19 protein-coding genes and 1 riboswitch are annotated in these 21,100 nt (G+C 68.2%); of the genes, 4 read left to right on the forward strand and 15 right to left on the reverse strand.

All coding sequences use genetic code 11. The features are described from left to right. Positions 1-172: 172 nt before the first annotated feature. Both ABD241_RS15265 and ABD241_RS15270 read right to left on the reverse strand, forming a co-directional pair. Positions 173-475, reverse strand: coding sequence for a hypothetical protein (locus ABD241_RS15265; RefSeq protein WP_344064396.1), 303 nt, complete (start codon positions 473-475; stop codon positions 173-175). A gap of 265 nt (positions 476-740) precedes the next feature. Continuing rightward, the gene (locus tag ABD241_RS15270; protein WP_344064399.1) at positions 741-1,544 is read right to left on the reverse strand and encodes a hypothetical protein; all 804 of its coding nucleotides are present in this window, start codon (positions 1,542-1,544) and stop codon (positions 741-743) included. Positions 1,545-1,655: 111 nt separating this feature from the next. Between ABD241_RS15270 and ABD241_RS15275 the strand changes: the two genes are divergently transcribed. From ABD241_RS15275 to ABD241_RS15285, 3 genes are all read left to right on the forward strand, one after another. Next, the gene (locus tag ABD241_RS15275) at positions 1,656-2,042 is read left to right on the forward strand and encodes a hypothetical protein (protein WP_344064402.1); all 387 of its coding nucleotides are present in this window, start codon (positions 1,656-1,658) and stop codon (positions 2,040-2,042) included. A 102-nt stretch (positions 2,043-2,144) separates the two neighbouring features. Continuing rightward, entirely contained in the window at positions 2,145-3,026 is an 882-nt protein-coding gene (locus ABD241_RS15280; protein ID WP_344064405.1) for a hypothetical protein, read from the forward strand. 214 nt (positions 3,027-3,240) lie between these two features. Next, a complete protein-coding gene (locus tag ABD241_RS15285) occupies positions 3,241-4,752 on the forward strand; it encodes an SIR2 family protein (RefSeq protein ID WP_344064408.1) in 1,512 nt (503 codons plus the stop codon). 537 nt (positions 4,753-5,289) lie between these two features. Here ABD241_RS15285 and ABD241_RS15290 read toward each other — a convergent pair. The 13 genes from ABD241_RS15290 to ABD241_RS15350 form a co-directional block, all read right to left on the reverse strand. Continuing rightward, positions 5,290-5,664 carry a hypothetical protein gene (locus tag ABD241_RS15290; protein ID WP_344064410.1) on the reverse strand — a complete coding sequence of 125 codons (375 nt, stop codon included), beginning with the start codon at positions 5,662-5,664 and terminating at the stop codon, positions 5,290-5,292. Between the two features lie 200 nt (positions 5,665-5,864). Beyond that, a complete protein-coding gene (locus ABD241_RS15295; protein WP_344064413.1) occupies positions 5,865-7,478 on the reverse strand; it encodes a reverse transcriptase domain-containing protein in 1,614 nt (537 codons plus the stop codon). Between the two features lie 146 nt (positions 7,479-7,624). Beyond that, on the reverse strand, positions 7,625-8,488 hold the full coding sequence (locus ABD241_RS15300) for a hypothetical protein (RefSeq protein WP_344064416.1): 864 nt from the start codon (positions 8,486-8,488) through the stop codon (positions 7,625-7,627). Between the two features lie 405 nt (positions 8,489-8,893). After that, positions 8,894-10,927: an AAA family ATPase gene (locus ABD241_RS15305; RefSeq protein ID WP_344064419.1), complete on the reverse strand. Its 2,034-nt coding sequence runs from the start codon at positions 10,925-10,927 to the stop codon at positions 8,894-8,896. Then, positions 10,924-11,193, reverse strand: a complete 270-nt coding sequence (locus tag ABD241_RS15310; RefSeq protein WP_344064422.1) for a hypothetical protein — start codon at positions 11,191-11,193, stop codon at positions 10,924-10,926. Before ABD241_RS15310 ends, ABD241_RS15305 begins: the two co-directional genes overlap by 4 nt. After that, the gene (locus tag ABD241_RS15315; protein ID WP_344064425.1) at positions 11,190-11,510 is read right to left on the reverse strand and encodes a hypothetical protein; all 321 of its coding nucleotides are present in this window, start codon (positions 11,508-11,510) and stop codon (positions 11,190-11,192) included. The genes ABD241_RS15310 and ABD241_RS15315 overlap by 4 nt, the downstream gene beginning before the upstream one ends. Before the next feature lie 230 nt (positions 11,511-11,740). Then, on the reverse strand, positions 11,741-12,664 hold the full coding sequence (locus ABD241_RS15320; RefSeq protein ID WP_344064428.1) for a tyrosine-type recombinase/integrase: 924 nt from the start codon (positions 12,662-12,664) through the stop codon (positions 11,741-11,743). Positions 12,665-12,781: 117 nt separating this feature from the next. Next, positions 12,782-14,410: an RNA polymerase sigma factor gene (locus ABD241_RS15325; RefSeq protein ID WP_344065316.1), complete on the reverse strand. Its 1,629-nt coding sequence runs from the start codon at positions 14,408-14,410 to the stop codon at positions 12,782-12,784. A gap of 334 nt (positions 14,411-14,744) precedes the next feature. After that, positions 14,745-15,143 carry a universal stress protein gene (locus ABD241_RS15330; protein ID WP_142186355.1) on the reverse strand — a complete coding sequence of 133 codons (399 nt, stop codon included), beginning with the start codon at positions 15,141-15,143 and terminating at the stop codon, positions 14,745-14,747. Positions 15,144-15,266: 123 nt separating this feature from the next. Next, the gene (metX, locus tag ABD241_RS15335) at positions 15,267-16,547 is read right to left on the reverse strand and encodes a homoserine O-acetyltransferase MetX (RefSeq protein ID WP_344064432.1); all 1,281 of its coding nucleotides are present in this window, start codon (positions 16,545-16,547) and stop codon (positions 15,267-15,269) included. A gap of 16 nt (positions 16,548-16,563) precedes the next feature. Further along, a riboswitch (SAM riboswitch) is annotated at positions 16,564-16,678 on the reverse strand. A gap of 62 nt (positions 16,679-16,740) precedes the next feature. Next, positions 16,741-18,042, reverse strand: coding sequence for a DUF4192 domain-containing protein (locus ABD241_RS15340; RefSeq protein ID WP_344064435.1), 1,302 nt, complete (start codon positions 18,040-18,042; stop codon positions 16,741-16,743). 135 nt (positions 18,043-18,177) lie between these two features. Next, positions 18,178-18,843: a YkvA family protein gene (locus tag ABD241_RS15345; protein ID WP_344064438.1), complete on the reverse strand. Its 666-nt coding sequence runs from the start codon at positions 18,841-18,843 to the stop codon at positions 18,178-18,180. 116 nt (positions 18,844-18,959) lie between these two features. Beyond that, positions 18,960-19,715, reverse strand: a complete 756-nt coding sequence (locus ABD241_RS15350; RefSeq protein WP_344064440.1) for an EcsC family protein — start codon at positions 19,713-19,715, stop codon at positions 18,960-18,962. Between the two features lie 106 nt (positions 19,716-19,821). Here ABD241_RS15350 and ABD241_RS15355 point away from each other — a divergent pair, with 106 nt between their 5' ends. Continuing rightward, complete coding sequence (locus ABD241_RS15355) at positions 19,822-20,985, forward strand: MalY/PatB family protein (protein WP_344064443.1); 1,164 nt, start codon at positions 19,822-19,824, stop codon at positions 20,983-20,985. Positions 20,986-21,100: the final 115 nt, after the last annotated feature.

Here is a 21,100-nt window from a genome sequence, read left to right on the forward strand (position 1 = left end):
CGCAGCGCACCGGTGTCAGCGGATCCCGACCTGCGCATGCCCGGACTCATCGTGGCCCTGTGGTCCTCCGGCGCTGTTGCGCTCGTCTCGAGGAAGGCAGCCACCTGGCGTGTCATGGTGCCCGACGTGGCGGCGCGCAGCACTCCCTGGTCGGCGCTTGTGCGGTGGTGCCCTAGACCCGGCAGGCCCTGTCGAATCGTCGCCGAACCTCATCGAGGATCTCGTGGTCCTGCCGGCCACTGCACTCCCGGAGCATCGTCACCAGGGTGCCCACGAGGGTGAGCGAGCCGCCCAGGGCGGCGTTGAGGTCGACCTCGAGTCCCTGGCCCTGGCCTTGGAGCGAGACCCGGCCACCCCCGATCGCGTGGACCCGCTTCCCTGCGAAGTCCAGGAGCGAGCTGTCCTGCGTGTCGTGGGATGACACCACGTCGAGTAGTGCCTGCCCATAGGACCGTGCCGTGGTCGGATCCGCCATGGGTCATGCCTACCCAACGGGAGGGCTCCGTGTCTGCCGGCGACTCGGTGACTCGCTTCACACGCGCAGCGACGCGTTCGCGGGAGGGCATGCCAACGGCCCCTGACCAGCGGACACGCGGTCAGGGGCCGTCAGGACTGTCAGGACTCAGTCGAGGTAGTCCCGCATTAGGGACGACACAACGCTGTGCACAAGCCGCACACGCGCATGTGCCGAACGAGCGCAGTGCTGTGCAATACCTTGGACTGACAAGCCCCATCACTCTCTAGGGCGTGTACGAGACGTCGGTCGCTCGAGCGGACAGCTTCGTCCCGGAGGAAGGGACAGTCCCTCTCTCTTCGGAGTCGAACGACGCCTGGCCATCCTCGATAGTGAAGGTGTTCACCGCCTCGCCGTCCTCGAAGCCCTTCACGGCATACGTGACCTCGATCGTCCCGGTATCGGGGATGTCCGCTAGGCCCACATACTTCGGGTCGATGCGGTAGGTGACGTTGCAGCCAGCGCTGCCGAAGCACTTCTTCCTGAGAATCTTGATGCCGATCTGGAAGTCAGCGGCCTTTCCCTCGAACGTCGCAGCCGGCGGCGCTGGCGTGTCACTCGACGCATAAACCCTGGGCGTATCACTGTTCACGACGGTCCCGCCCAACCGGGGCTGCAGCGCTGGCGCGCCCTTTCCGTTGATGATCCAGTTAGGGCCCACGAGCAGCGACAGCTCCGAGAGGCCCCCACTCTGCAAGGTGTCTACGACCTCGTCTCGATTCGCCTCCGACGTGTACGTGGAAAAGACATCACTGTCGGAGCAGATTCCCGACTCAGAGGCTTTGTTGATGCTGTTCGTCTCCCCCCAAGAGGGGCATGGGTAACCAGCTGCCACGGCGGCATCACGGAGTTGGTCGAGGCTCTGAACCTCGCCGAGCTCGGTAGGCGTGGGCGTCGGTGTCGGGGACGAAGACGACGGTAAGGCTGCCGTTGCCGCCACCGGGGCGCTGGTCGGCGTAGCAGACGAGCAGGCGGTCAAGGCAAGGATGGCCACGATGGTGGCGGCGGCGTGGGCCGGTGGGAAACGCATGGGCGGCAGTCTTCCCTGCGCTCTCTCCTCATATGTCATTTTCAAAGATCTCGCTGCACACCGAGACGGACGGGCGGCCAAGCGCGGTCAAGGGCCTGCCGAAGAGATCAGATGAAACGCACCCGCGCGACCGAGGCATACTGCACGATCGAGGCCATGCGGAGAGTCTTCATCTTCATCGGCTCGGTCCTCTTCCTTATCGGCCTTGCCCTTGGCTTTGTACCCATGAGCAGTGGCGAACACGGTTGCGGCTCTTTCTTCGTTGCCGCGGCCCCGATCGCAGTGCCCCCACCCATGCCGGCCACGGTCGCGTCTACCGACGACTTGGCGAAGTACAACGCAGACCAGGAGTTGACCTACTCCATGGCGGCGTTGGCATGCTCTGAGGCTCGATCGAGCACGCTGATCTTCATTCTTCCCCTGGGGCTTCTGGGGTTCCTCATCCTCGGAAGTGCGCTCGTCTATCGCCGTCCAGCAGCCCGCAATCCCGCTATTTGAGGCGGTCGGGCCGCAGGCGCGAATCATCGCCGTCGGCGGACACCCGCGACTGTCGCCGCCATCAGGCAAGATGCGCCAGGACACGGATGGTCACGGAGAGGCATGACAGTGGACGTCGACATGATGAAGGACTTGATTCCCTACGTGGTGCCAGCCGTGATCGCATTCTTCGGTGTCACGCTCGGTCCTGCCTTCATCACCACTCGTCGCGTGCGCCAAGACCTCGCCGCCGACACAGAGCTCTTGGCACGGCTGCAGCCGGGCAGCAAGGAGCACACGGAACTGGCCGAGGCTGTTCAGTCACGCACGCTGCACCTGGTATCGATGATCCACTACCCAGCTGCCACACGCCTCGATGTGCTGGCCTGGCTTGGGACTGTCAGCTGCTCGGCGGTGGCGACCGCTTGGGCGATCGTCTCCACTCAACCTGCGTTGCGCCCCTTCACGACACTTGACTCCCTCACCTCTGGGTTTCCGGTGGGGCTGGGGCCCGTCAGCGTGGTGAGCGCATGGATGGGGTTTCAGCACCCATGGAGCAAACGGGCCGTCTCTCGGGTCCGTTACGTCAGAGCCCATCTTGGGCTTGAGGAGGCAATGGAGACGTACCGCTCTCTTCGCTTGGCCGAGAAAGCATCCTTCATCGTGGCGATGGTCTTGACGATCTACACCCTCGCCGTCGTGACGGTTGCATGCTTGTCAATGCCCGACGCTGTGCCCGCTTTCGTCGGTGTTTGCGCCGTTATGGCCGTGGCGATTGCAGGCGCCTGCTTCCTAGCCACGCGCCACCGCTTCGGGCTGAACAAGGTGCTGCCTTCGCTACTCAAGGCCGACATCGCAGCAGACGAGGCACGCGCGGCCGAGGAGGCTGAGCGGGCAGCGGTGGCACGGCGAGCCACGGTCGCGACGGCGCAGCGCCAGCCCACCTGGCGTCGGCTTTCCGCGGCGATGGTTGGCATGCTGCTGCTCGACCGACGGGGTGGCTAGGAGCGCGCCCGTGGCCGCGTGGAAACCATAGTCGGGTCACAGTAGCGATGGCAGGGAGGATTCGATGGGCTGCATGCCGAGCCGTCCCTCGAGTCCTCAATGCCCGCTCCGAGCCCCTCCTGCCTCTCGGCGGCCAGGCGTCATCGTGGCATCTTCTTGAGACACCCCCATCCCAAACGGACTTTGCTGTCCACGGCCTGACAGCATGCCTAGCATGAGCAACGGGGAGATTGAGGCGCAGGCGAACGACGAGCTCCGGCCTGCGGACGGGCACAGCGAGTGTGTCTTCTGTGGCCAGGACTATGACTTCGAACTGCCGCTTAGCCTGGTCCAGGCAGCGAAGCAAGGTCGTTTGGTGATCTTCGCCGGTGCGGGTATCAGCACCGAGACCAGCAGAGTGTTCCCCTCGACCTTCTACGAGGAAATCAAGTCGCAGTTGCCCGATGACTCGGCGCCTGAAGAGTTTCCGGCGGTCATGTCTGCATACGAGGAGATATACGGACGGCTCCAGTTGGTGCAGCAAGCCATCACTCGAATTCGCTATGCGGAGACGTTTCCGGCTGTCGAGTATGCGGCTGCTCGCTTCCATAGGGAACTGGCAACGATTTATCAGATCCGCGAGATCATCACCACGAACTGGGATGGGTTCTTCGAGGACGTCTGTGGCGCCATACCAATAGTGGTCGATGGTGACTACGCCTTCTACGAACTTCCGGACCGCAAAGTGTACAAAATTCACGGCTCGCTACGGAATGTTTCAACGGTCGTCGCGACGACTCAGGACTACCGACAAGCGGAGGAGAGCCTGAGAAAGTCAGCCGTCGGAGGGACACTGCGCCACCTGTTGGCGACCAAGGTCGTCGTCTTCGTGGGTTACTCACTCCGAGACGCCGACTTCCGGAATGTTTATGAGCCGCTCATGCAAGGGATGGGCAAGTTACGGCCGGTGTCGTACTTCGTTGGCCCGTACGATTCCGATGAGGCTGCGGCCCTAGGCCTGCGCCACCTCAAGACGGATGGAACCCACTTCGTACGGTCACTGAAAGCGCACTTGGTGAACGGTGGCGCATTGCTCCCTGATGAGGTAATTGACCGTGCTCGAGCCTTACGAGGCGTGGTCGGACTGGCTCATGACCTGACTGCCGACATGGATTGGCGCAGCCATCCCGAGATTGTGTTCTCACTGGCCTATCAAGATGGTTTACTCGATTCGCTCAATCGCATCGCGGCCCGTTGGATAACGGGCGAATATACGGACGCGCAGCGTGTGCAGGACTCATATCACTCCTACGGGCACCTATTGCACACGGCAGTCCACCGCGAGCGATTCTGGGACGCCGCATATATCGACGGTTACCGGGACGGAATCATGGTGCTGCTTCTGGAAGATGGTGCCGATGTTAAACATCTGCCCATATACGAGTTCTTCAACGACCCGTTCTTTCATGGGCCCGCTGAGCCTAGTTCCAAGCCAGATGGTGATGAGGATGCGGAGTCCAATCCGCTCGAGCCAGAAGGTGACGTTGACGGGGAGGGCGAGGAAGATGCGGAAGAGCAAGTGTTGCCGCGTTTACTAAGCCAGGACGAGCTGCTCGAACTGCTTGACGGCGTGTTCCAGGAGATTCCCGCCCTAGAGGGTGAGGCGCGCAAGATCGCTGAAGGCATGTCGGAGGGGATAATCCCCCAACACACCCCGTTCTTGAATGGGGTGCTAGACCCGGAGTAGACCGTGGGCAAGTCGTCCCCTGTACCGGACTTCCCACACGCGGCTGGCCTTGGCCCGCCACCGTGCCTTTCATGGACAAGTCAGGGACGCTGAACGCGGTCGGGCCGGCTGCTCGGGCGCGAGGGGGCGCTGCCGTCCTTCCCACATTAGGACGGCAGCGCCCCTGCTTCGCGGCAGCGGAGCGAATCTGCTCATCGTCCACCTGCGATGGCCTGCTACACGAGCCGGTCCATCGCTCCGAGCTGTGCGGGTCCCACGTCCTGCGGCCGATCCGCGTGCCGGCGCAAGAGACGGGTGCGGTTGATAAGCGCGCCGGGGCCGAAGGTTCGATGGAGAGAGCTGTCACGCGAAACGTCCTCCAGCACACTCAGACCTTAGAACATTAGTTCGAAAAAATGGACTCGCAGCCGCACGCATGGTGAAGTGCTACCCGCCATCGCCTTGTCCGTTACCGCATGTGGGGGCACTCCCCCCACCCTCGCCCCGCGTAACGTTCGGAGGCGGTGCTCGAGCGGCCCCTACTCCGCCCCAGCCCAATCAGGGCGTCTTTGCTGTCACTGCAGCATCCAATTCGTGTATAAGGTCTCGGCAAGCCCTGGCTGCCGAGACCAAGTCCTGCTCTTCGAGCACGACCTCATCGTTGACGATCGAGATACCTGTTCGGTTGATCTTCGTCATGGTGGAGGAGTGAGACCTCTGCTGCCGCCGAGTCAGTGTGCCGAGTCCATGAGCCACGGCGTTCCTAACCTCGGCCAACCCCTCAAGCTGGAGCCAGTCTGGGGAGATCTGATGCCACTTCTTAAATGCCTGCTTTTGCGCTTCCCACGTACGGGTGGTGTCGATCGCTACTTCTTCCCAGATCATTGTTCGAATAGGGTCAGCGGCAGGATCGACGGCGAGCTCGGTGTGCATGAGTAGACGCTCGGCGCAAAATGCTTCAGTGATAGATACAAGTCTCAGCAGCGTCGCCTGGCGTTGCACCTGCACAGGGTCTGGGCCCACGACCCCTAGTCGGCGACTAGAGCGGAGTCTTGCGGCTGGGCTGGCCATTGCCTTCTGGTGCATTCCCAGCGTCTGGAACAGAAGGCGTGTAGCGCCTTCGGCTCGTGCGCTCAGCCCGGCTGGCGCCATGTCCGCGTCGCTTCAATCAGCAATTGGTCCACACGGTCTTCACGGTTGGCCTCAGCTTGGTCCTCGTCCATGAGGGCCAAGCCCCACAGCATAAGAGGACGCCATGACGGACCCACACGATCGAGAGCGCCCACGACCACGTCTGTCTCGGACAGCCCGAGCTTACCTAGTGCGGCAGCCGCAGTGGCAGCGAGCGCTGGCGCTCCGACACGGACACATTCGACCAGCCACTCATAGTGTGCGTGGTCACTGTCACCTCGCACAACGTTTCCCGCCGCGTCGGCAAGCCACATCTTCTGCCAAGTGCTGAAGTTATCTTCTCGACAAAGGGCATCTAGACGAGTCCGAACCAGGCGTCGAGCCGACTTGCCGTTTCCGGCGAGCCCCACGATGTACTTCGCGGTCTGTGGTGTCAACGCCGGTTCATATCTAAGAACCAAGGACAGGTATTCGAGGGGATGCCGGTCCCCTCCCGCCCCCAGGATAGGAAGCGACCGGGATAGAAGTGCCTCCGTCACCGCTGCCGTCCGACTCGATTGCGTCTCTTCGGACTCGTCTTCGTCCATCCATATTTCCCAGGCGCGCCTGGCCGCGCGAAGTTGCGCCCGATCAACTTCGGCTTGCCGCTCCTCGGTGCCGTTCATCTCGACGATTGCGTCTGAGTCCGTGATGTCTTCGATTTCGGTGTCAGACAACGCGAACCCAGGCTCAGCGTCCTCGTCCTCACCGTCCTCATCGTCGTCATCGTCGCTGTAGTCACTTTCGACGAGCAGTCTGAGGTCGCGAAGCGCGGTCTCCTCATCGAACAACTTGGCCTCGGCGTCTGCGAACGCGGTGAGGGAAGCCTGGTAATTGTCTACGGCATATGTGTACGTCTTGCTCTCGTTCAGAACTAAACCCAAGAGGCGAACTTCAGCGGCGCATGCCTCAAGAGCGCTTCGCGCTCCCGCCAGAGACCCCGATGCGATTCTGAAGTCGTCTGAGAACGTATAGACCTCATACCCCGCCCGGCGAAGCCGGCGCTTGGCCGGGTCAATGTATGTGTCCCCGAGAATGTCGCTGGCCTTATGGACTTGAGGCAAACCGACTCGTCGACCCATCATTCGCTCTAGAAGGTCCATCAGAGCGTCGATCGCCAAAGCCTCGCCCGTTTGCGCCAATAGTTCATCGTGGAGCAGCTCGTGATCGATGAACTCGTAGTAGGCGGCGACATCGGTTTTGCTGATGTAGCGCACGTTCGGAACATCCAGGGGAGCGTGGCGAAAGCTCTCAATCGGGGGCCTGCGCACCAGCTCGTCAGGGAGCGATTGTGCGATGAGCGTAACCAAGGAACGATAGAGCACACGGTCCCGGATGGAAAGCTCACTTATAGGGCGGGTACCCTTCCGGTTCTTGTCGACAAAGAGGATCGAGGCTGGGGGCTCCATCTTGTCGCGGCGATACTGAGCCTTCAACCATTTGGCGATCTCTGAGGCGTGGGCGACGAGCGCCAAGCGGTCCCACCTTCTTGGCATCAGGCGGTTCGTCGTGGCAAGTTCCACCTTGACGGCCGTCTCGAAATCGAGCCGCTGCAGCAAGGCTTCTGGGAGGGACATGCCAGACATCCTGCCAGTCACGCGCACCGAATGCCTGCTTGCAGTGGGTCGTACCGCTATGCGCCTGTCCAGGGCTTCTGCATTAAGCAGGTCAGCCCGAGACGGTGGCGACATCTGCCACCGTCTCGGGTGACCCAATGGTTGGCCTACAAGGAAGCGTCGGCGAGGATCGCGTCGGCTTGTGCGGCGGTGTTGACCCGCAGCTGGTAGCCGCCGACGACGAGGGCGAGCCAGCGGCCGCCGAGCCGGTGCCGGTTGATGCGCTTGAGGGTGCTGCCGGCCACGGCGTCGAGCGGGTCGTACTGGACGGCTTCGGTGGTACCGCGCCACAGGTTCATGGCGCCGTCGTAGTGCGTTGACCCCTCGGTGGCCGCCAGGAAGAGCGCCGCAGGCTGGCGCTTCGGGCCGATGCCAGCCATGTCGGCCATCTGGATGCGGAGGAGGCCGATGCGGTCGAGCGTGGTGACGGCTGGTGCCAAAGCCCGGTATGCCGTGATAGCGGCCGGGGTGGCGTGCTCGAGCAGGCTGGTGGTGTCAGTGTCCGGGGTCAGCCCCTGTTGCGCAGCCCGCTGGACTGCCTTCAGAGCCAGCGCGAAGTCCTTCGCCATGTGGGCCACGATGGGGTCGGACAGGGTCCGCAGCGCGTCTGACGCGTTCTTTGCAAGGCGTGCCTCGAAGCCGAGCTGGACCTCGCCCTGGACAGGGTAGGTGGCACGGTCGATGCCGGCTTGGCGGACCCGCTCAGCGACCTCGCCGGCAGGCAGGTCGAGGAGGTCGCCGTCGAGGTGCCGGGCGGTGTCGCCGTGGGTGACCTTGTTGATGGCGATGGTGATGGCGTCGATCCGCTCGATGACGGTCCCGGTGTCGTATCCCGCGTCGCGGAGTGCGCTGGCGAGGGCCAGGACCTCGTGGAGCTCGAGGGGCCAGCCCGTGGGGCGGATGTACGGCACCTCGTGCGGGTCGATGGTGTGGACGACGCGAACGGTCTTGCGGTGGTGGTCGATGGTCATGAGGACTCCTTAGTGATGTAGCCCAGCGCACTGGTGTGCTGGAAGTGGAAGCGGTTTCTGGCCTTCGCAGTGCTTGTCGCAGAGCCACCGCACCGCAGTGCCGGTTTGGCCGGCGGTTGCGGACTCGGCGCCTCCACAGCGATCGGCCGGTGACGTCGAGTGAGTCATGGCCGGCTGCCTCCATGGCGAAGTACGGCGGACAGTTCGCGTCGTGGTGGAGGAAGCGCCACAGGAGGGGGCAGGTGAATACGGTGAACGTCTCGGCAGTACTCCGTACTGCTGCCGAGAGTTCACGTTCGCCGGCAGGGCTGAACTCGGCTGAACTGTCGATGGGAGTTCAGACGTTCCGTGCTTGAACCGGGCCCCGTCGGCTCCGTCTGAACTCCTGTGAACTCCGGAGCGCGCTCACCCGTCTCGGGCGGAGGTGAACTCCCGCTGGAGCTCACCCTTCCTGGTCCGGATCACGTCCTGGACGACACGTCCCGAGACTTTGATGCCGCGTGTGGCGGCGAAGGTGCGCACCGCGTCCCGGTTCGCCTCGACCGCCAGCCCGTTGGCGTTGCACAGCTCGACGAGGTGCGCGACCTTGGCGTCGTGGTCGCTCACCGCGCCGAGCACCTCGACGGTGTGGTGCAGGCGGGGCAGCTGGTGCCGGCGCAGGTGCAGCGACTTGGTGCTGATCTGCAGGCGGCTGTCGGTGCACTCGAGCCGGAAACGCTCCTCGGTGATCCGGGTCAGCCGCCAGATCGCGTCCACGTCGCCGGACTTCGCCGACCCGCCGCGCTGGCCCTTCGTCTCGTCCTTGCCGGTGTGGTCGAGGCGGAGCACGGCGATGCCCGCGCTCTTGAGCTTCACCAGGGTGTGCCGGTACAGGCCCAGCCAGGTGTCGTTGCTGTTCTCCTCGCCGTCGACCGCGCGGCTGACCGTGTCGATGACGACGACCTGGGACCCGTAGACGCGCACCGCCTCGAGGAGCTCGAGGGAGCCGCGCTCGGTGTCCAGCCCCGCAAGCCGCGGGAACGAGAGGTAGTCGAGGTGGTCCAGGTCATCGGGCGTGTAGCCCATCGCCTGCAGGCGGCTGCGCACGTCCCCGCGCGGGTCGTTCTCGAAGTCGACATACAGCACCCGGTGACGGGCCCCGATGGCATAGCCGAGGAACATGTCGCCGCGGCTGACCGCCACCGCCATCTCGAGCGCCACCAGCGACTTGCCGACCTTTGGCGGGGAGTAGATCACCACGGACCGCCGAGCCGGCAGGAGCGGGTGGTGAATCCACTCCTCTTCGGTGTCGTCGGCCCACAGCTGGTGCCAGTCGATCCGGGGGAACAGGCGCCTGGTCCGCGCGGCGGCATCCTCGTCCGCTGCCGCACCGGGAACAGTGCCGGCGACGGTGCCGGGGGCGGGCGACGGTGCGGCTGCGGGCGCACCGTCGAGCGCCTGCAGCGAGTCTGCCTCGTCGTTGCGGGCTCGGGTCCGCTCGGCCCGCGAGTCAGTCGCCTTGAGCCAGCACCTCAGCACGTCGTCGTCGTGGCGCGAGGCGAGCCGCTCGGCGAGGTCGGCCCGGTCGGCGACGACGCCGCGCGTCTGCGCCAGGGTCAGCCCGGTGTCGTGACACGCGCCGACGACACGCATGGTGTCGGTGGAGCGGTCGCCGCTGACCAGGGCGAGCGCGTCACGCACGCGCGCCGGCAGGGTGTCGAGGTCGACCGGCTCGGCCGCCGCCATCGGCGTGGAGAGGGCCTGCGGCAGGTCCGGCGACGGCAGGGCCACGCCGAGCGCCTGGGCGAGCAGCTCGGGGTCCCACGCGATGCCGGTGGGCTTGCGCCGCCACGCGACGGCGCGCGGCGGGGCGGCCTTGTGGTTCCAGGTCCCGGGCGGCCGGAGGAGGTCGTTGTCGCTGATCTTCGCGTCCGCGTCGCCGAGGTACCTCCCCAGCGCGCGGCAGAGTGCCTCGTGGTGGGCAGCCGGCACAGGCCGGTCGAGGTCGACGTAGACGTGTCCGTGGCCGGCGCTGCCGGAGGCCACGGCATACCCGGACAGGCGGTCGACCCGGTCGAGGTCGAGCTGGCCGTCGACGTCGGCGTGCACCTTCCGGCGCTCCACCGCCGCGCCCTTGGCGCGCCCCGAGCCCGCCATCAGGTACGGGCACAGGTAGACGTCGGCACCCGCTGCGGCCTCCTGGGCGACGTTCCGCGCCAGCAGGTCTCGCTCGGCCGGCCACGCGAACGACGACTGGACCCAGGACCGGAACCGCAGCTTGCCGTCCTCCAGGCGCTGCCCCGACCCGACGGCCAGGTGTGCGCGGCCGTCGCTCTCCCCGAAGACGGCGTCGAGGTAGCTGGCCACGGCGCTCGCCGGGCCACAGTCCTCCTCGAGCCGGGCCCGACCGGCGTGCGGTCCACGAACCTGGTCGGTGGCGCGGAGCGTGGGCGCCGTCATGCGGCGCCCCCGAACGGCTGCGTGCGCAGCCAGTCGTCATACGTTTGCTGCTGCTCGGGTGTCATGGGCGGCATGCCGGCGGCGCTGCGCCTGCTAGCCAGCCTGCGGGCGCGGGCCTCGGGGTCGCGCACGTAGACCGCAGCGAGACCGTGCCGCAAGGGAATCCCGTCCGGGGAGCCGGACGCGGTGGGCTGCATCGGCTGGGCGGCCCCGCCGCCACGAGCGGGCGTTGTCGTCGCGCTTGCCGTGTTGTTGTGGCCGGTCACGCGGGCTCACCCCCGAGCTCCGCGGGGTCGGCCTCGACCTGCTGGGCGGTGGCGATTGCCTCGCGCGCCTGGCGGCGGGCCTGGGCGCTCCTCAGGGCGAGGCGGGTGTAGTGGGCCTTCTTGTAGTGCTCGGCGCGGACGGGGTCGCCGTCGGCCATCGTGAGGAACTTGTCCTCGAGGGCGCGCCGGGCCGGTGCGGTGCGGGCGGCCCGGTCGGCGGTCTGGGCCCACGACTCGTGGGCGGCGATCCGGCCCCGGAGTTGGGCCAGGGAGTCGACGGATGACCGGCCGATGGGGTTGCTGGATGAAGCGGACATGAGGTGATGCCTCCACGACGTTCGTTCCTGTCGTGGCGCGAGCACCCGAGATCAAAGAGGCCGCTCTGCCGACCTGTCCCGCGGATGCGCCTGAAGCCCAGCACACATGTGTTTGGTTTCCCCCCGCTGTGACGTCCCAGAGCCGGACTGGCGGGGCAACTCTCGGCTGGAAGCCTACGGCACAGGGGTGCCCGTTCTGCGTGCATCTGCGCGCGCCTCACGCCTTGGGATCAGAGCGCGCCGAGGTTGAGCCGGGCGGCCTCCTCGGCGGCGCGGGCGGAGGCCTGTGCCTTGGTGTAGCGCAGGAGCATGTCGGGGCGTGTCCATCCCGCGACGGCCATGAGGCCGCCTTCGGAGCCTCCGGCGGCGAGCCAGCGGTGGGCGGCGGTGTGCCGCATCCGGTGCGGGTGGAAGCCGGTGATGCCGGCCGCCTGGGCACGCTCCCCCAGCGACTTGTGCAGCGCGTCGTAGGTGAACCCCTTGCCGCGGTCCCCGAGCCACAGCTCGGTCGTGGTGGCTCCGAGCCGGTGGTGTCGCCGCAGCCGCAGGTAGCGGTCGATCGCCTGGGCGGCCTGCGGGCCGACGGGGACGAGACGGCCCTTGCCGCCCTTGCCGCGACGGACGATGGCGGTGCCGGCGGTCAGGTCGACGTCGTCGACCGCCATCGCGACCACCTCCCCGGCGCGGGCGCCCGTCTCGAGCATGAGCCGCACGATCGCCTCGTCGCGGCGGTGCCGCAGCGCCTCGAGCGGGGTGGCGCCCTTCGGCGGCTGGCAGGCCTTGAGCAGGGCGCGGAGCTGGTCGTCGGTCAGCGGTTCGATGACGCGCTGGTCGAGCTTGGGCGCCTTGAACCCGAGGAAGGGGTCGGTGGCGATCTCGCCCTCGTCGGCGAGCCAGGCGGCGAACCGGCGCACGGCGAGCTGCCGGGCCACCGCGGTCGAGGCGGCGGCACCGGAGTCGAGCAGTTCGGCCACCCACGCCCGGAGGCTGGCTCGCGCGAGCGGGTCGGCGACCTGGGCCTCGCACCAGGCGAGGTAGAACCGGACCCCGTCGCTGTAGGTCTTGAGCGTCTGTGGGCTCTTGCGGTCGGCGCGCAGCGCGAGGGCCCACGAGGCGGCCAGCAGGCGAAGGTCGGCGGCGGACATCGGGCTCATGCCGCCAGCGTAGCGCCGATATCTGGACTAGGAGCGCTGTACCAAGAACAACATACCTGTCCGGGGCTACCAGAACGGCCCCTGACCTGCACTGATGCGGTCAGGGGCCGTTGGCACTCAGTCCAGGTAGTCCCGCAGCACCTGGCTGCGGCTCGGGTGGCGCAGCTTGCTCATGGTCTTGGACTCGATCTGGCGGATGCGCTCGCGCGTGACGCCGTAGACCTTGCCGATCTCGTCGAGAGTCTTGGGCTGACCGTCGGTGAGACCGAATCGCATGGACACGACGCCGGCCTCGCGTTCGGAGAGCGTGTCGAGCACCGAGTGCAGCTGCTCCTGCAGGAGCGTGAAGCTCACGGCGTCGGCGGGGACGACAGCCTCGGAGTCCTCGATGAGGTCACCGAACTCGCTGTCGCCGTCCTCGCCGAGCGGCGTGTGCAGCGAGATGGGCTCACGGCCGTACTTCTGGACCTCGACGACCTTCTCAGGGGTCATGTCGAGCTCCTTGGCGAGCTCCTCCGGAGTGGGCTCACGACCGAGGTCCTGCAGCATCTGGCGCTGAACGCGGGCCAGCTTGTTGATGACCTCGACCATGTGGACGGGGATGCGGATGGTGCGCGCCTGGTCGGCCATGGCCCGGGTGATGGCCTGACGGATCCACCAGGTGGCGTAGGTCGAGAACTTGTAGCCCTTGGTGTAGTCGAACTTCTCGACCGCACGGATGAGGCCGAGGTTGCCCTCCTGGATGAGGTCGAGGAAGAGCATGCCGCGGCCGGTGTAGCGCTTGGCGAGCGAGACGACCAGACGCAGGTTGGCCTCGAGCAGGTGGTTCTTGGCCTTCTTGCCGTCCTGGGCGATCCACCAGAGCTCGCGCTTGAGCTTCATGTCGATCTTCTCGCCGGAGTTGAGCTTCTCCTCGGCGAAGAGGCCCGCCTCGATGCGCTTGGCGAGCTCGACCTCCTGCTCGGCGTTGAGGAGGGCGACCTTGCCGATCTGCTTGAGGTAGTCCTTGACCGGGTCGGCGGTGGCGCCGGCGGTCACGACCTGCTGCGCCGGGGCGTCGTCCTCGTCGTCGTCGCGGATGACGAAGCCCGACTCCTCGGCCTCCTCCGTCTTGGCTGCGGCGGCCGGCGCGTTCTCGTCCGCGTCGTCGGTCTCGTCCGCGTCCTCCACCACCTCGGCGACGACCTCGACGTCCTCGAGCTCGGCGACCGGGGCGTCGTCGGGCTCGACGTCGGCGTCCTCGTCCACGTCGTCACCGACGACGGCGTCGGCGCCCCCGGCGCCGGAACCGGCAGTGGCCTTCTTGGTGGTGGTCTTCTTGGTGGCGGCCTTCTTCGCCGCGGGCTTCGCGGCGGCCTTGACGACACCGGCGTTGGTCGCCGCCTTCTTGACGGTGCGGGCGGCGGTCGGCTTGGCGGACCCGCCCTGCTCGTCGTCGGCGGAGGCCGCCTTGGCGGTCGTCTTCTTCGCAGTGGTCTTGGTGGTGGCGGTGGTGGTCCGCGTGGCGGACTTCGTCGCCGCGGCCGTGCTGCTCCGTGCGGTGGCCACAGTGCCTCCCTTGGTCCCGGTTCGGGTCTTCTTGGTGCTCGAGTGCGGTGCGTCGACGACGATCTCGATGTCGTGGGCCTCGAGCGTGGTGAGGACCGGCTTCATCTGCTTCAGGTCGAGTCCAGCGTCGACCTGGGCCTGCGCGATCTCAGTCCCGGTGATCGTCCCGTTGGTGCTGCCCTTGACCAGGAGCTGCATGATCGCCTCGTGCTGGAACACCTTCGGCAGGGTCTTGGGAGCTCCAGCGGTTGTTGCCTTGGGCACGGATGCAGTCGCCTTTCGTCGCGAGACTCGTCTGGTGGGCGCGCCGCTTCCGGGCATGCACCATCACAACGAACGAGGATGGGAGTTGGTGCCCGGAGAAGCGTGGCCTGTCGGAGTCGGTCCCTGTTCGAGCTCTCGGTGTGCCTTGTGCGATCCGGTACTCGGACATTATAAAACGGCGTGAGGCATCAGGGCGAACGCAGGGGAAATACGGCGGGGCGCTGGGACCCCTCGCTGCGCCGACCTCCGAGTCAGGCGAGGTGCTTCGTCACTCGCCCTTGACGGCGAGGACGGGACAGCTCGCGTCGAGCAGGATGCGCTGGGCGTTGGAGCCGAGGATGAGCTTGCCGACGGGGCTGCGGCGGCGCAGGCCGATGACGATGAAGTCGGCCTTCTCCTCCTCAGCGACGGAGATCAGGTCCTCGGCCGGGTCGTTGCCACGGACCAGCTGGCGCACCTCGTGCTCGAGCCCCTTCTCGTCGAGCAGGGCCTGGACGCGGCTGAGCTCGGTCTCGAACTGGCTGGCCTCCGCCCTGTCGAAGTCCTTCCCACCTCGGTGGGAGCTGATCACGACGAGCTTCGCACCACGCAGGACGCACTCCTCGGCAGCTCTCTTGAGCGCCGCGCGCCCTTCCTTGGTGGCGACATAACCGACAACGATGGCCACTTTCCCGGACCTCCTTGGGACGGAAACAACCAGTGGTCGCACCGTACCCGAAATCCCCCTGCGCAGCGCGTCGCGCGAGCGTCTGCGGGCACCGGTCACCGGTGCGGGACGGTGACAGTCCGGTCAGCCCCGCGGGCGGCCCAGTGCCTCGCGGACGATCCGGCCCACCTGGTCCTCCTCGATGAGGAACCCGTCGTGGCCGAAGTCGGACACGATGTGCTCGCGCTCGGACGCGGGTAGGGCCGCGTGCAGCTCGTCGGACAGCCGTGGTGGGTAGAGCCGGTCGGTGTCGACCGAGACCACGGTGCAGTCGGCCGTGACCCGGGCCAGCGCCGCCCGGAGCCCACCGCGGTCACGCCCGACGTCGTGGGAGTTCATCGCCTCGGTGAGGACGATGTAGGAGTTGGCGTCGAAGCGGCGCGCCAGCTTGCCGGCGTGGTGGTCGAGGTAGGACTCGACGGCGAAGCGCCCCCGCTCACCGGCCTGCAGCGGGTCCTCGCCGAGCTGTGGCTCGCGGCCGAAGCGCTGCCCGAGCTCGGCCTCGGTGCGGTAGGTGATGTGCGCGATGCGGCGGGCGAGGCCCAGACCGGCGTCGGGCCGACGTCCGCTCGCGTAGTAGTCACCCCCGGAGAAGTCGGGGTCGTGGCGGATCGCGAGGAGCTGGGACTGGCACCAGGCGATCTGGTCGGCGGTGGCGTAGGCGGTGGAGGCGAGCACGATGCAGCGCTCCACCGCGTCGGGTCGGCTCACAGCCCATTCCAGTGCCCTCATGCCGCCCATCGACCCGCCGACGACCGCTGCGAGGCGGTCAATGCCGAGGTCGGCGAGCACTCGATGCTCGGCCTTGACCTGGTCACGCACCGTGACGTACGGGAACCGGCTGCCCCACGGCCGGCCGTCGGGCGCGGTGCTCGCCGGACCGGTGCTGCCCTGGCAGCCGCCGAGGACGTTGGCAGCGACGACGAACCACTGCCCGGGGTCGACCGGGCGCCCGGGACCGATGAGCGAGTTCCACCAGCCCGGCGACGCGTGACCATCGCCGGCCTCCCCCACTACATGGCTGTCGCCGGTCAGGGCGTGCTCGACGAGGATGACGTTGTCCCGGGCCTCGTTGAGCGTTCCCCACGTCTCGTAGGCGATGCGCACCCCGGGCAGCACGCCCCCGCGCTCGAGCTCGATGTCGCCCACGTCGGCGAACCGGCGCCGGCCGACCGGGTCGCCGTCGCGCCACACGCCGTCGCCGCGCTGGTCGACGCGGCCGTCACCGGGACGCCCGTGCCCCGGGGCCGGCGCCGGCGTGGCGCGCCCCGACGGGAACGGGGCGACCCCAGTGTGCTGGACACCTCCGGCCGCGCCGACGTGTCCGGGTCGCCGCGTGCCCTGCTTCCGGTGCGTGACGGTCATCGGGTACCACTCCTCGTGCTCGCGCTTGCACGCACCCGGGACGGGCGCGGCCAGGTCCTCACCCGGGGCACCCCACCGCGAAGGAGGGTTGCCGACCAGCGAGCCGGGGCTTGTCACTGGTACTCATGACCTCGACAAACCATACGCGAGGGCGCCTCGTGGCCTCACGCAGCCGTCCACGACATGGACGCCCTCACGCGCACCGGCTCGGGCGGATGCCGTAGTCGAGCGACTGCCGCACGAGCCGGCTGAGCCGGTGCTCGGGCTCGAGCTCCAGCGCACGGTCGACAGCGACGCCCGACCTGGCTCCGTCGCCCACCCACCAGGCGAGCGAGGCCACCACCGACAGCAGGGGTGCTGCGTGCGCCGGCGGGGTCAGGCGGCAGACCTGCTCGAGCCGGGCGAGCACCAGCCGGGGCACGGCCGCCTCGTCCCACCCGTCCAGCTGGCCCGCAGCAAGGCGCGCGTCGTCGAGGTCGAGTCCCGGTCTGACGTCGAGGGGCTCGCCCGACCCGTGGCCGTCGCTCCACGGGCCCTCCTCCGGCCCCGTGTCCGGCCCCGTGTCCGGCCCCGACCGTTCGTCACCGGCGGCCGGTGGCAGACGCAGCTCCGGTCCGAGGAGCTCGTCAAGGAGCACCTGGAGCTGGTCCGGAAAGCCATCCAGCGGCACGCACCCCGGACACAACCACCCCACGATCGCGTCACGGACGTGCAGGTCGCGAAGCGGTCCGACCAGGGACGGCACCCAGTCGGCCAGCTCGGACTCGTCGATCTCGCCGTGCAGGACCGCGGCCCAGGCGACGAGGGACTCGTTGACCAGCTGCTGCCGGGCGCTGTGATCTCCACCCTCGAGGACGGCCAGGCCGCGGTCCGAGGTGCCGGTCCGGGTGCGCGAGGCGCGTCGCGGCCCCGGCCCTTCCGGCAGGTCCGAGACCGATCCCCCGGCCGCGGCATACCTCCGCTGCCACTCCTCGATGCCTGCGTGGATGCCGCGGTGGAGCGGGTCGGTGGGCGCGAGTGGCGCGACGAGCCGGGCGAGATCCTGCCGAGCGGGCAGCACGGCATGCCCCAGAGCGACGTAGTCGGCGACCGCCGGGACGTCGGCCTGCTCCGGCAGCCGCCACCCCTCGTCGGGACAGCAGTCGCAACCGATCGAGCGCCACCGGCCATCACGGACGACAAGACGCTCGCGGACCAGGACGCGGTCCCACTCGACCGCGTCCGCCAGTGCCTCGAGCAGCGGCAGCGCCTCATCGGGCTCCTCCTCGAACCCGACGAGGGCGACCGACGAGGGGTCACCCTGCAGCAGAGTCGGCACCGTCTGGGCTGCCGCCTCGGCAGCCACGTCGGCGTCGACGACGTCGAGCCGGGCCAGCAGGCCCAGTCGCCTGCCGTGGAAGCAGACCACCACGACGCTGCGCGTCGGCTGGAACCCGAGGTGGAAGGGAATGACGGTCAGCAGCTCGGCCGGCCCGGACAGTGAGATCTTCGGCATGCCGAGAGCCTCGCCTCGCTGCCGGAGTGGCGACAGGCCCCTCGGCCACCCTGTGGACGGGCACCCCTCACCCTGATCGGGGTGTGGACGACCTGCCCGTCGGGACCTGCCTGGGCCAACGGGCCCGGTTACGCCTCAGCGCTCCAGCCGCTTGCGCACGGACTCGAGGACGAAGTCTGCCGCTGCCTGCCGCACGCCCTCCGGCAGCCGTGCTCGAGCGCCGCGGTCGGCACCGGCGGCGGCGCCCGTGACGTCGCGGTCGGGGTTCGGCGCGCCCGCGCCCCGGGCGCCTGAGGTCGCCACCACGGACTGCAGGTCGCGGGGCGAACCCGTGGACGGATGATGGGTGCCGCCATTCCCGGTGGAGCCCGGCTCGGCCGTGCCGGGAACCGTCGTGCGCGACGCCTCGGACGACCCGGTGAACCGGCCCCCGGAGCCCTGGTCCCGGCGCGAGCGGGCACCGGAGGACCCGTGCCCTGCCTCCCAGGACAGGAAGCGGTCGGTTTCCTCGAAGAAGGCCTTGATCGCCCAAGAGATGACGACCGCGTCGTCCGCGGCACCGAGCACGGGAAGGACCGCCTCGGGGAGCAGGTCGACGGGTGAGGCGACGTAGGCCACCGCCCCGGCGACGAGCCCGAGCCGCTTGAGGGTCGTGCCGGCATACGTTCCCTGCAAGGTCGAGCGCACGAGCCGGGGGACCGCCTGCACGCGCTCGGGCAGGCTGGGCGCCCCGGGGCGGACGGAGGCGCGAACGACCGAGGCCACGCTGGCGGCCATCTTGAGGCGGGACGCAGTCTTCATGACCGGCCCAACGAGCCGGGCCGGGGCACGATTCCCGACGGCGGGTTCGTTTGCGAAACAGTGATGATGTGGATACTCCTCACACGGCGTGGACGGCGGCCATGAGCTCGGCGGACTCAGCTGCCGAAGGTCTTGACGGACGGGAACTCGCGGGCGGCCTGCCGGCCGATCCGGTTCAGCATGTAGACGTCGATGCCCGCGCCGACGAGGCCGCCGACAATGGGCACGGCCCGGCCGAGCCTGGCCAGCGTGCCCTGGCCGATGCGACCGAGGAGCCGGAAACCGACGGCCTTGTTGAGCACCATGAGCGCCGGGGCCGGCAGCCGGTCGGTGGCCAGCGCCGACAGCCTGCCGCCGGGGACACGCAGGCCTGCCTTCTTGAGCAGGTCGTCGCTGTCGGCGCCGGTGAGCGTCAGCAGGATCGCGGACCGGATCTCGGGCTGGTCGATGTCGTAGCCGCGCACCTTCGCCGTGGCGGCGGTCATGCGGGTGGCCAGCAGGTGGAACTCGAGGACGTTCGCCGGCAGCGCGACCACCATGGTGAAGAACCCGCCCAGCCCCGTCGCGAAGCCGCCGACCGCGCCGAGCTGGCGGTGGTCGCGGACGATGACCTTCACCGCCTGCTCCACGTCACCGCGGGCGCGCTTGAGCGCGCTGGCGGCCACCTCGTGCGCGGAGTCGAACGGCCCCTTGCCGTCGATGCCCACGTCCAGCAGCCGCTCGACGAGCCGCGTCGCGGCGCCGGAGAGCCCGCCGTCACGGTGCTGGGCGGCTCGTTCGAGGGCTCCCGCGTTTCGCGTCCTGCGCACCTGCGCAGCCGTCGCGTCCGAGGCCTCGACCGCCTCGTTCCTGCCCCAACCGAAGACACCCACCGGTTCCACCTTCTCCTCGAGCCGACCTGACGGACCGACCGTACCCACTGCAGCCACGGGCCCCACCCCGCCGGTGACCGTCGGTCCCGTCTCGTAGGGTCGGGCCATGGCCGAGAGCGAGACCCTGACCCCCATCCTCGGGGCGCCCTTGACCGAGCTGCGCGGCAGCCGCACATCGGTCAAGTGGGGGGTCCATCCTGCCGACGTCATCCCGATGTGGATCGCCGAGATGGACAGCTCCCCCTGCCCTGCGGTCGTGGAAGCCGTCACTTCGGCCGTCGCACGTGGCGACACGGGCTACGCCCTGACGGAGGCGTATGCCGCCGAGGTCGCCTCGTTCGCCGACGCCGAGTGGGGCTGGTGCTTCGATCCGGGCACCACGACGCGGGTTGCCGACGTGCTGACGGGGGTGACGCACCTGCTGCGGCTCTTCACCGACGAGGGCGGCCCGGTCGTCGTGAGCCCGCCGGTCTACAACGCCTTCTACGACGTCATCGCCGCCTGCGGCCGGCAGGTTGTCGAGGCGCCGCTCGGTTCCGGCGCGCGCCTGGACATCGAGCGGCTGGCCACGGTCTTCGCCGACGTGACGACGGGCGGGCGCCGAGCGGCGTACGTGCTGTGCAACCCGCACAACCCCACCGGGACCGTCCACTCCCCCGACGAGCTGACCGCTCTGGCGCGAGTCGCCGACGCCCACGGCGTGCGGGTCGTCTCGGACGAGATCCACGGGCCGCTCGTGCTGCCGGGCAGCACGTTCACGCCCTACCTCTCGCTGCCCGGCACGGAGCGCGGCGTCACCGTCACCTCCGCCTCCAAGGCGTGGAACCTCGCCGGGCTCAAGGCCGCGATCATGGTGCCGGGTGCCGAGTCGGTCGGCGACCTGCGCCGGTTGCATCCCTTCGTGACCTTCGGCGCCAGCCACCTGGGGGTCATCGCGCAGACAGCCGCCTTCCGCGACGGCAGGGCCTGGGTGCACCGGCTCGTCGACGAGCTGGACGCCAACCGTCAGCTGCTCACCCGCCTCGTCTCCGAGCAGCTGCCCGGCGCGCGGCTCGTCCAGCCGCAGTCGACCTACCTGGCGTGGCTCGACCTCCGCGGCCTGGCTCTGGGTGGCGACCCCGCTGCGGAGCTCGTGCGGCGCGCGCGCGTGGCACTCTCATCCGGTCCCACCTTCGGCTCGGGCGGGCAGGGCCACGCGCGTCTCAACTACGCCACGTCCCCCGAGATCATCCGCGAGGCCATCGGCAGAATCGCCGCCTGCCTTGGCTGACAAGCCTTCTCGTCCCCCGCTCGTCGCGCTCGTCGTCGGTCCCCAAAGGGCGTATGCCGTGGGGCCGGGCGTCGACGAGGCGTGGGCGCCGGGCGACGTCGCCGCACGCTTCACC

The organism is Terrabacter lapilli (assembly GCF_039531305.1).
GTDB classification, from domain to species: domain Bacteria; phylum Actinomycetota; class Actinomycetes; order Actinomycetales; family Dermatophilaceae; genus Terrabacter; species Terrabacter lapilli.

Bases quoted from the DNA above. Each gene is read 5' to 3' on its own strand.
- ABD241_RS15265 (WP_344064396.1), bottom strand. From the start codon at position 475: ATGGCGGATCCGACCACGGCACGGTCCTATGGGCAGGCACTACTCGAC.
- ABD241_RS15270 (WP_344064399.1), bottom strand. From the start codon at position 1,544: ATGCGTTTCCCACCGGCCCACGCCGCCGCCACCATCGTGGCCATCCTT.
- ABD241_RS15275 (WP_344064402.1), top strand. From the start codon at position 1,656: ATGAAACGCACCCGCGCGACCGAGGCATACTGCACGATCGAGGCCATG.
- ABD241_RS15280 (WP_344064405.1), top strand. From the start codon at position 2,145: ATGACAGTGGACGTCGACATGATGAAGGACTTGATTCCCTACGTGGTG.
- ABD241_RS15285 (WP_344064408.1), top strand. From the start codon at position 3,241: ATGAGCAACGGGGAGATTGAGGCGCAGGCGAACGACGAGCTCCGGCCT.
- ABD241_RS15290 (WP_344064410.1), bottom strand. From the start codon at position 5,664: ATGCACACCGAGCTCGCCGTCGATCCTGCCGCTGACCCTATTCGAACA.
- ABD241_RS15295 (WP_344064413.1), bottom strand. From the start codon at position 7,478: ATGTCCCTCCCAGAAGCCTTGCTGCAGCGGCTCGATTTCGAGACGGCC.
- ABD241_RS15300 (WP_344064416.1), bottom strand. From the start codon at position 8,488: ATGACCATCGACCACCACCGCAAGACCGTTCGCGTCGTCCACACCATC.
- ABD241_RS15305 (WP_344064419.1), bottom strand. From the start codon at position 10,927: ATGACGGCGCCCACGCTCCGCGCCACCGACCAGGTTCGTGGACCGCAC.
- ABD241_RS15315 (WP_344064425.1), bottom strand. From the start codon at position 11,510: ATGTCCGCTTCATCCAGCAACCCCATCGGCCGGTCATCCGTCGACTCC.
- ABD241_RS15320 (WP_344064428.1), bottom strand. From the start codon at position 12,664: ATGAGCCCGATGTCCGCCGCCGACCTTCGCCTGCTGGCCGCCTCGTGG.
- ABD241_RS15325 (WP_344065316.1), bottom strand. From the start codon at position 14,410: ATGCAGCTCCTGGTCAAGGGCAGCACCAACGGGACGATCACCGGGACT.
- metX (WP_344064432.1), bottom strand. From the start codon at position 16,547: ATGACCGTCACGCACCGGAAGCAGGGCACGCGGCGACCCGGACACGTC.
- ABD241_RS15340 (WP_344064435.1), bottom strand. From the start codon at position 18,042: ATGCCGAAGATCTCACTGTCCGGGCCGGCCGAGCTGCTGACCGTCATT.
- ABD241_RS15345 (WP_344064438.1), bottom strand. From the start codon at position 18,843: ATGAAGACTGCGTCCCGCCTCAAGATGGCCGCCAGCGTGGCCTCGGTC.
- ABD241_RS15355 (WP_344064443.1), top strand. From the start codon at position 19,822: ATGGCCGAGAGCGAGACCCTGACCCCCATCCTCGGGGCGCCCTTGACC.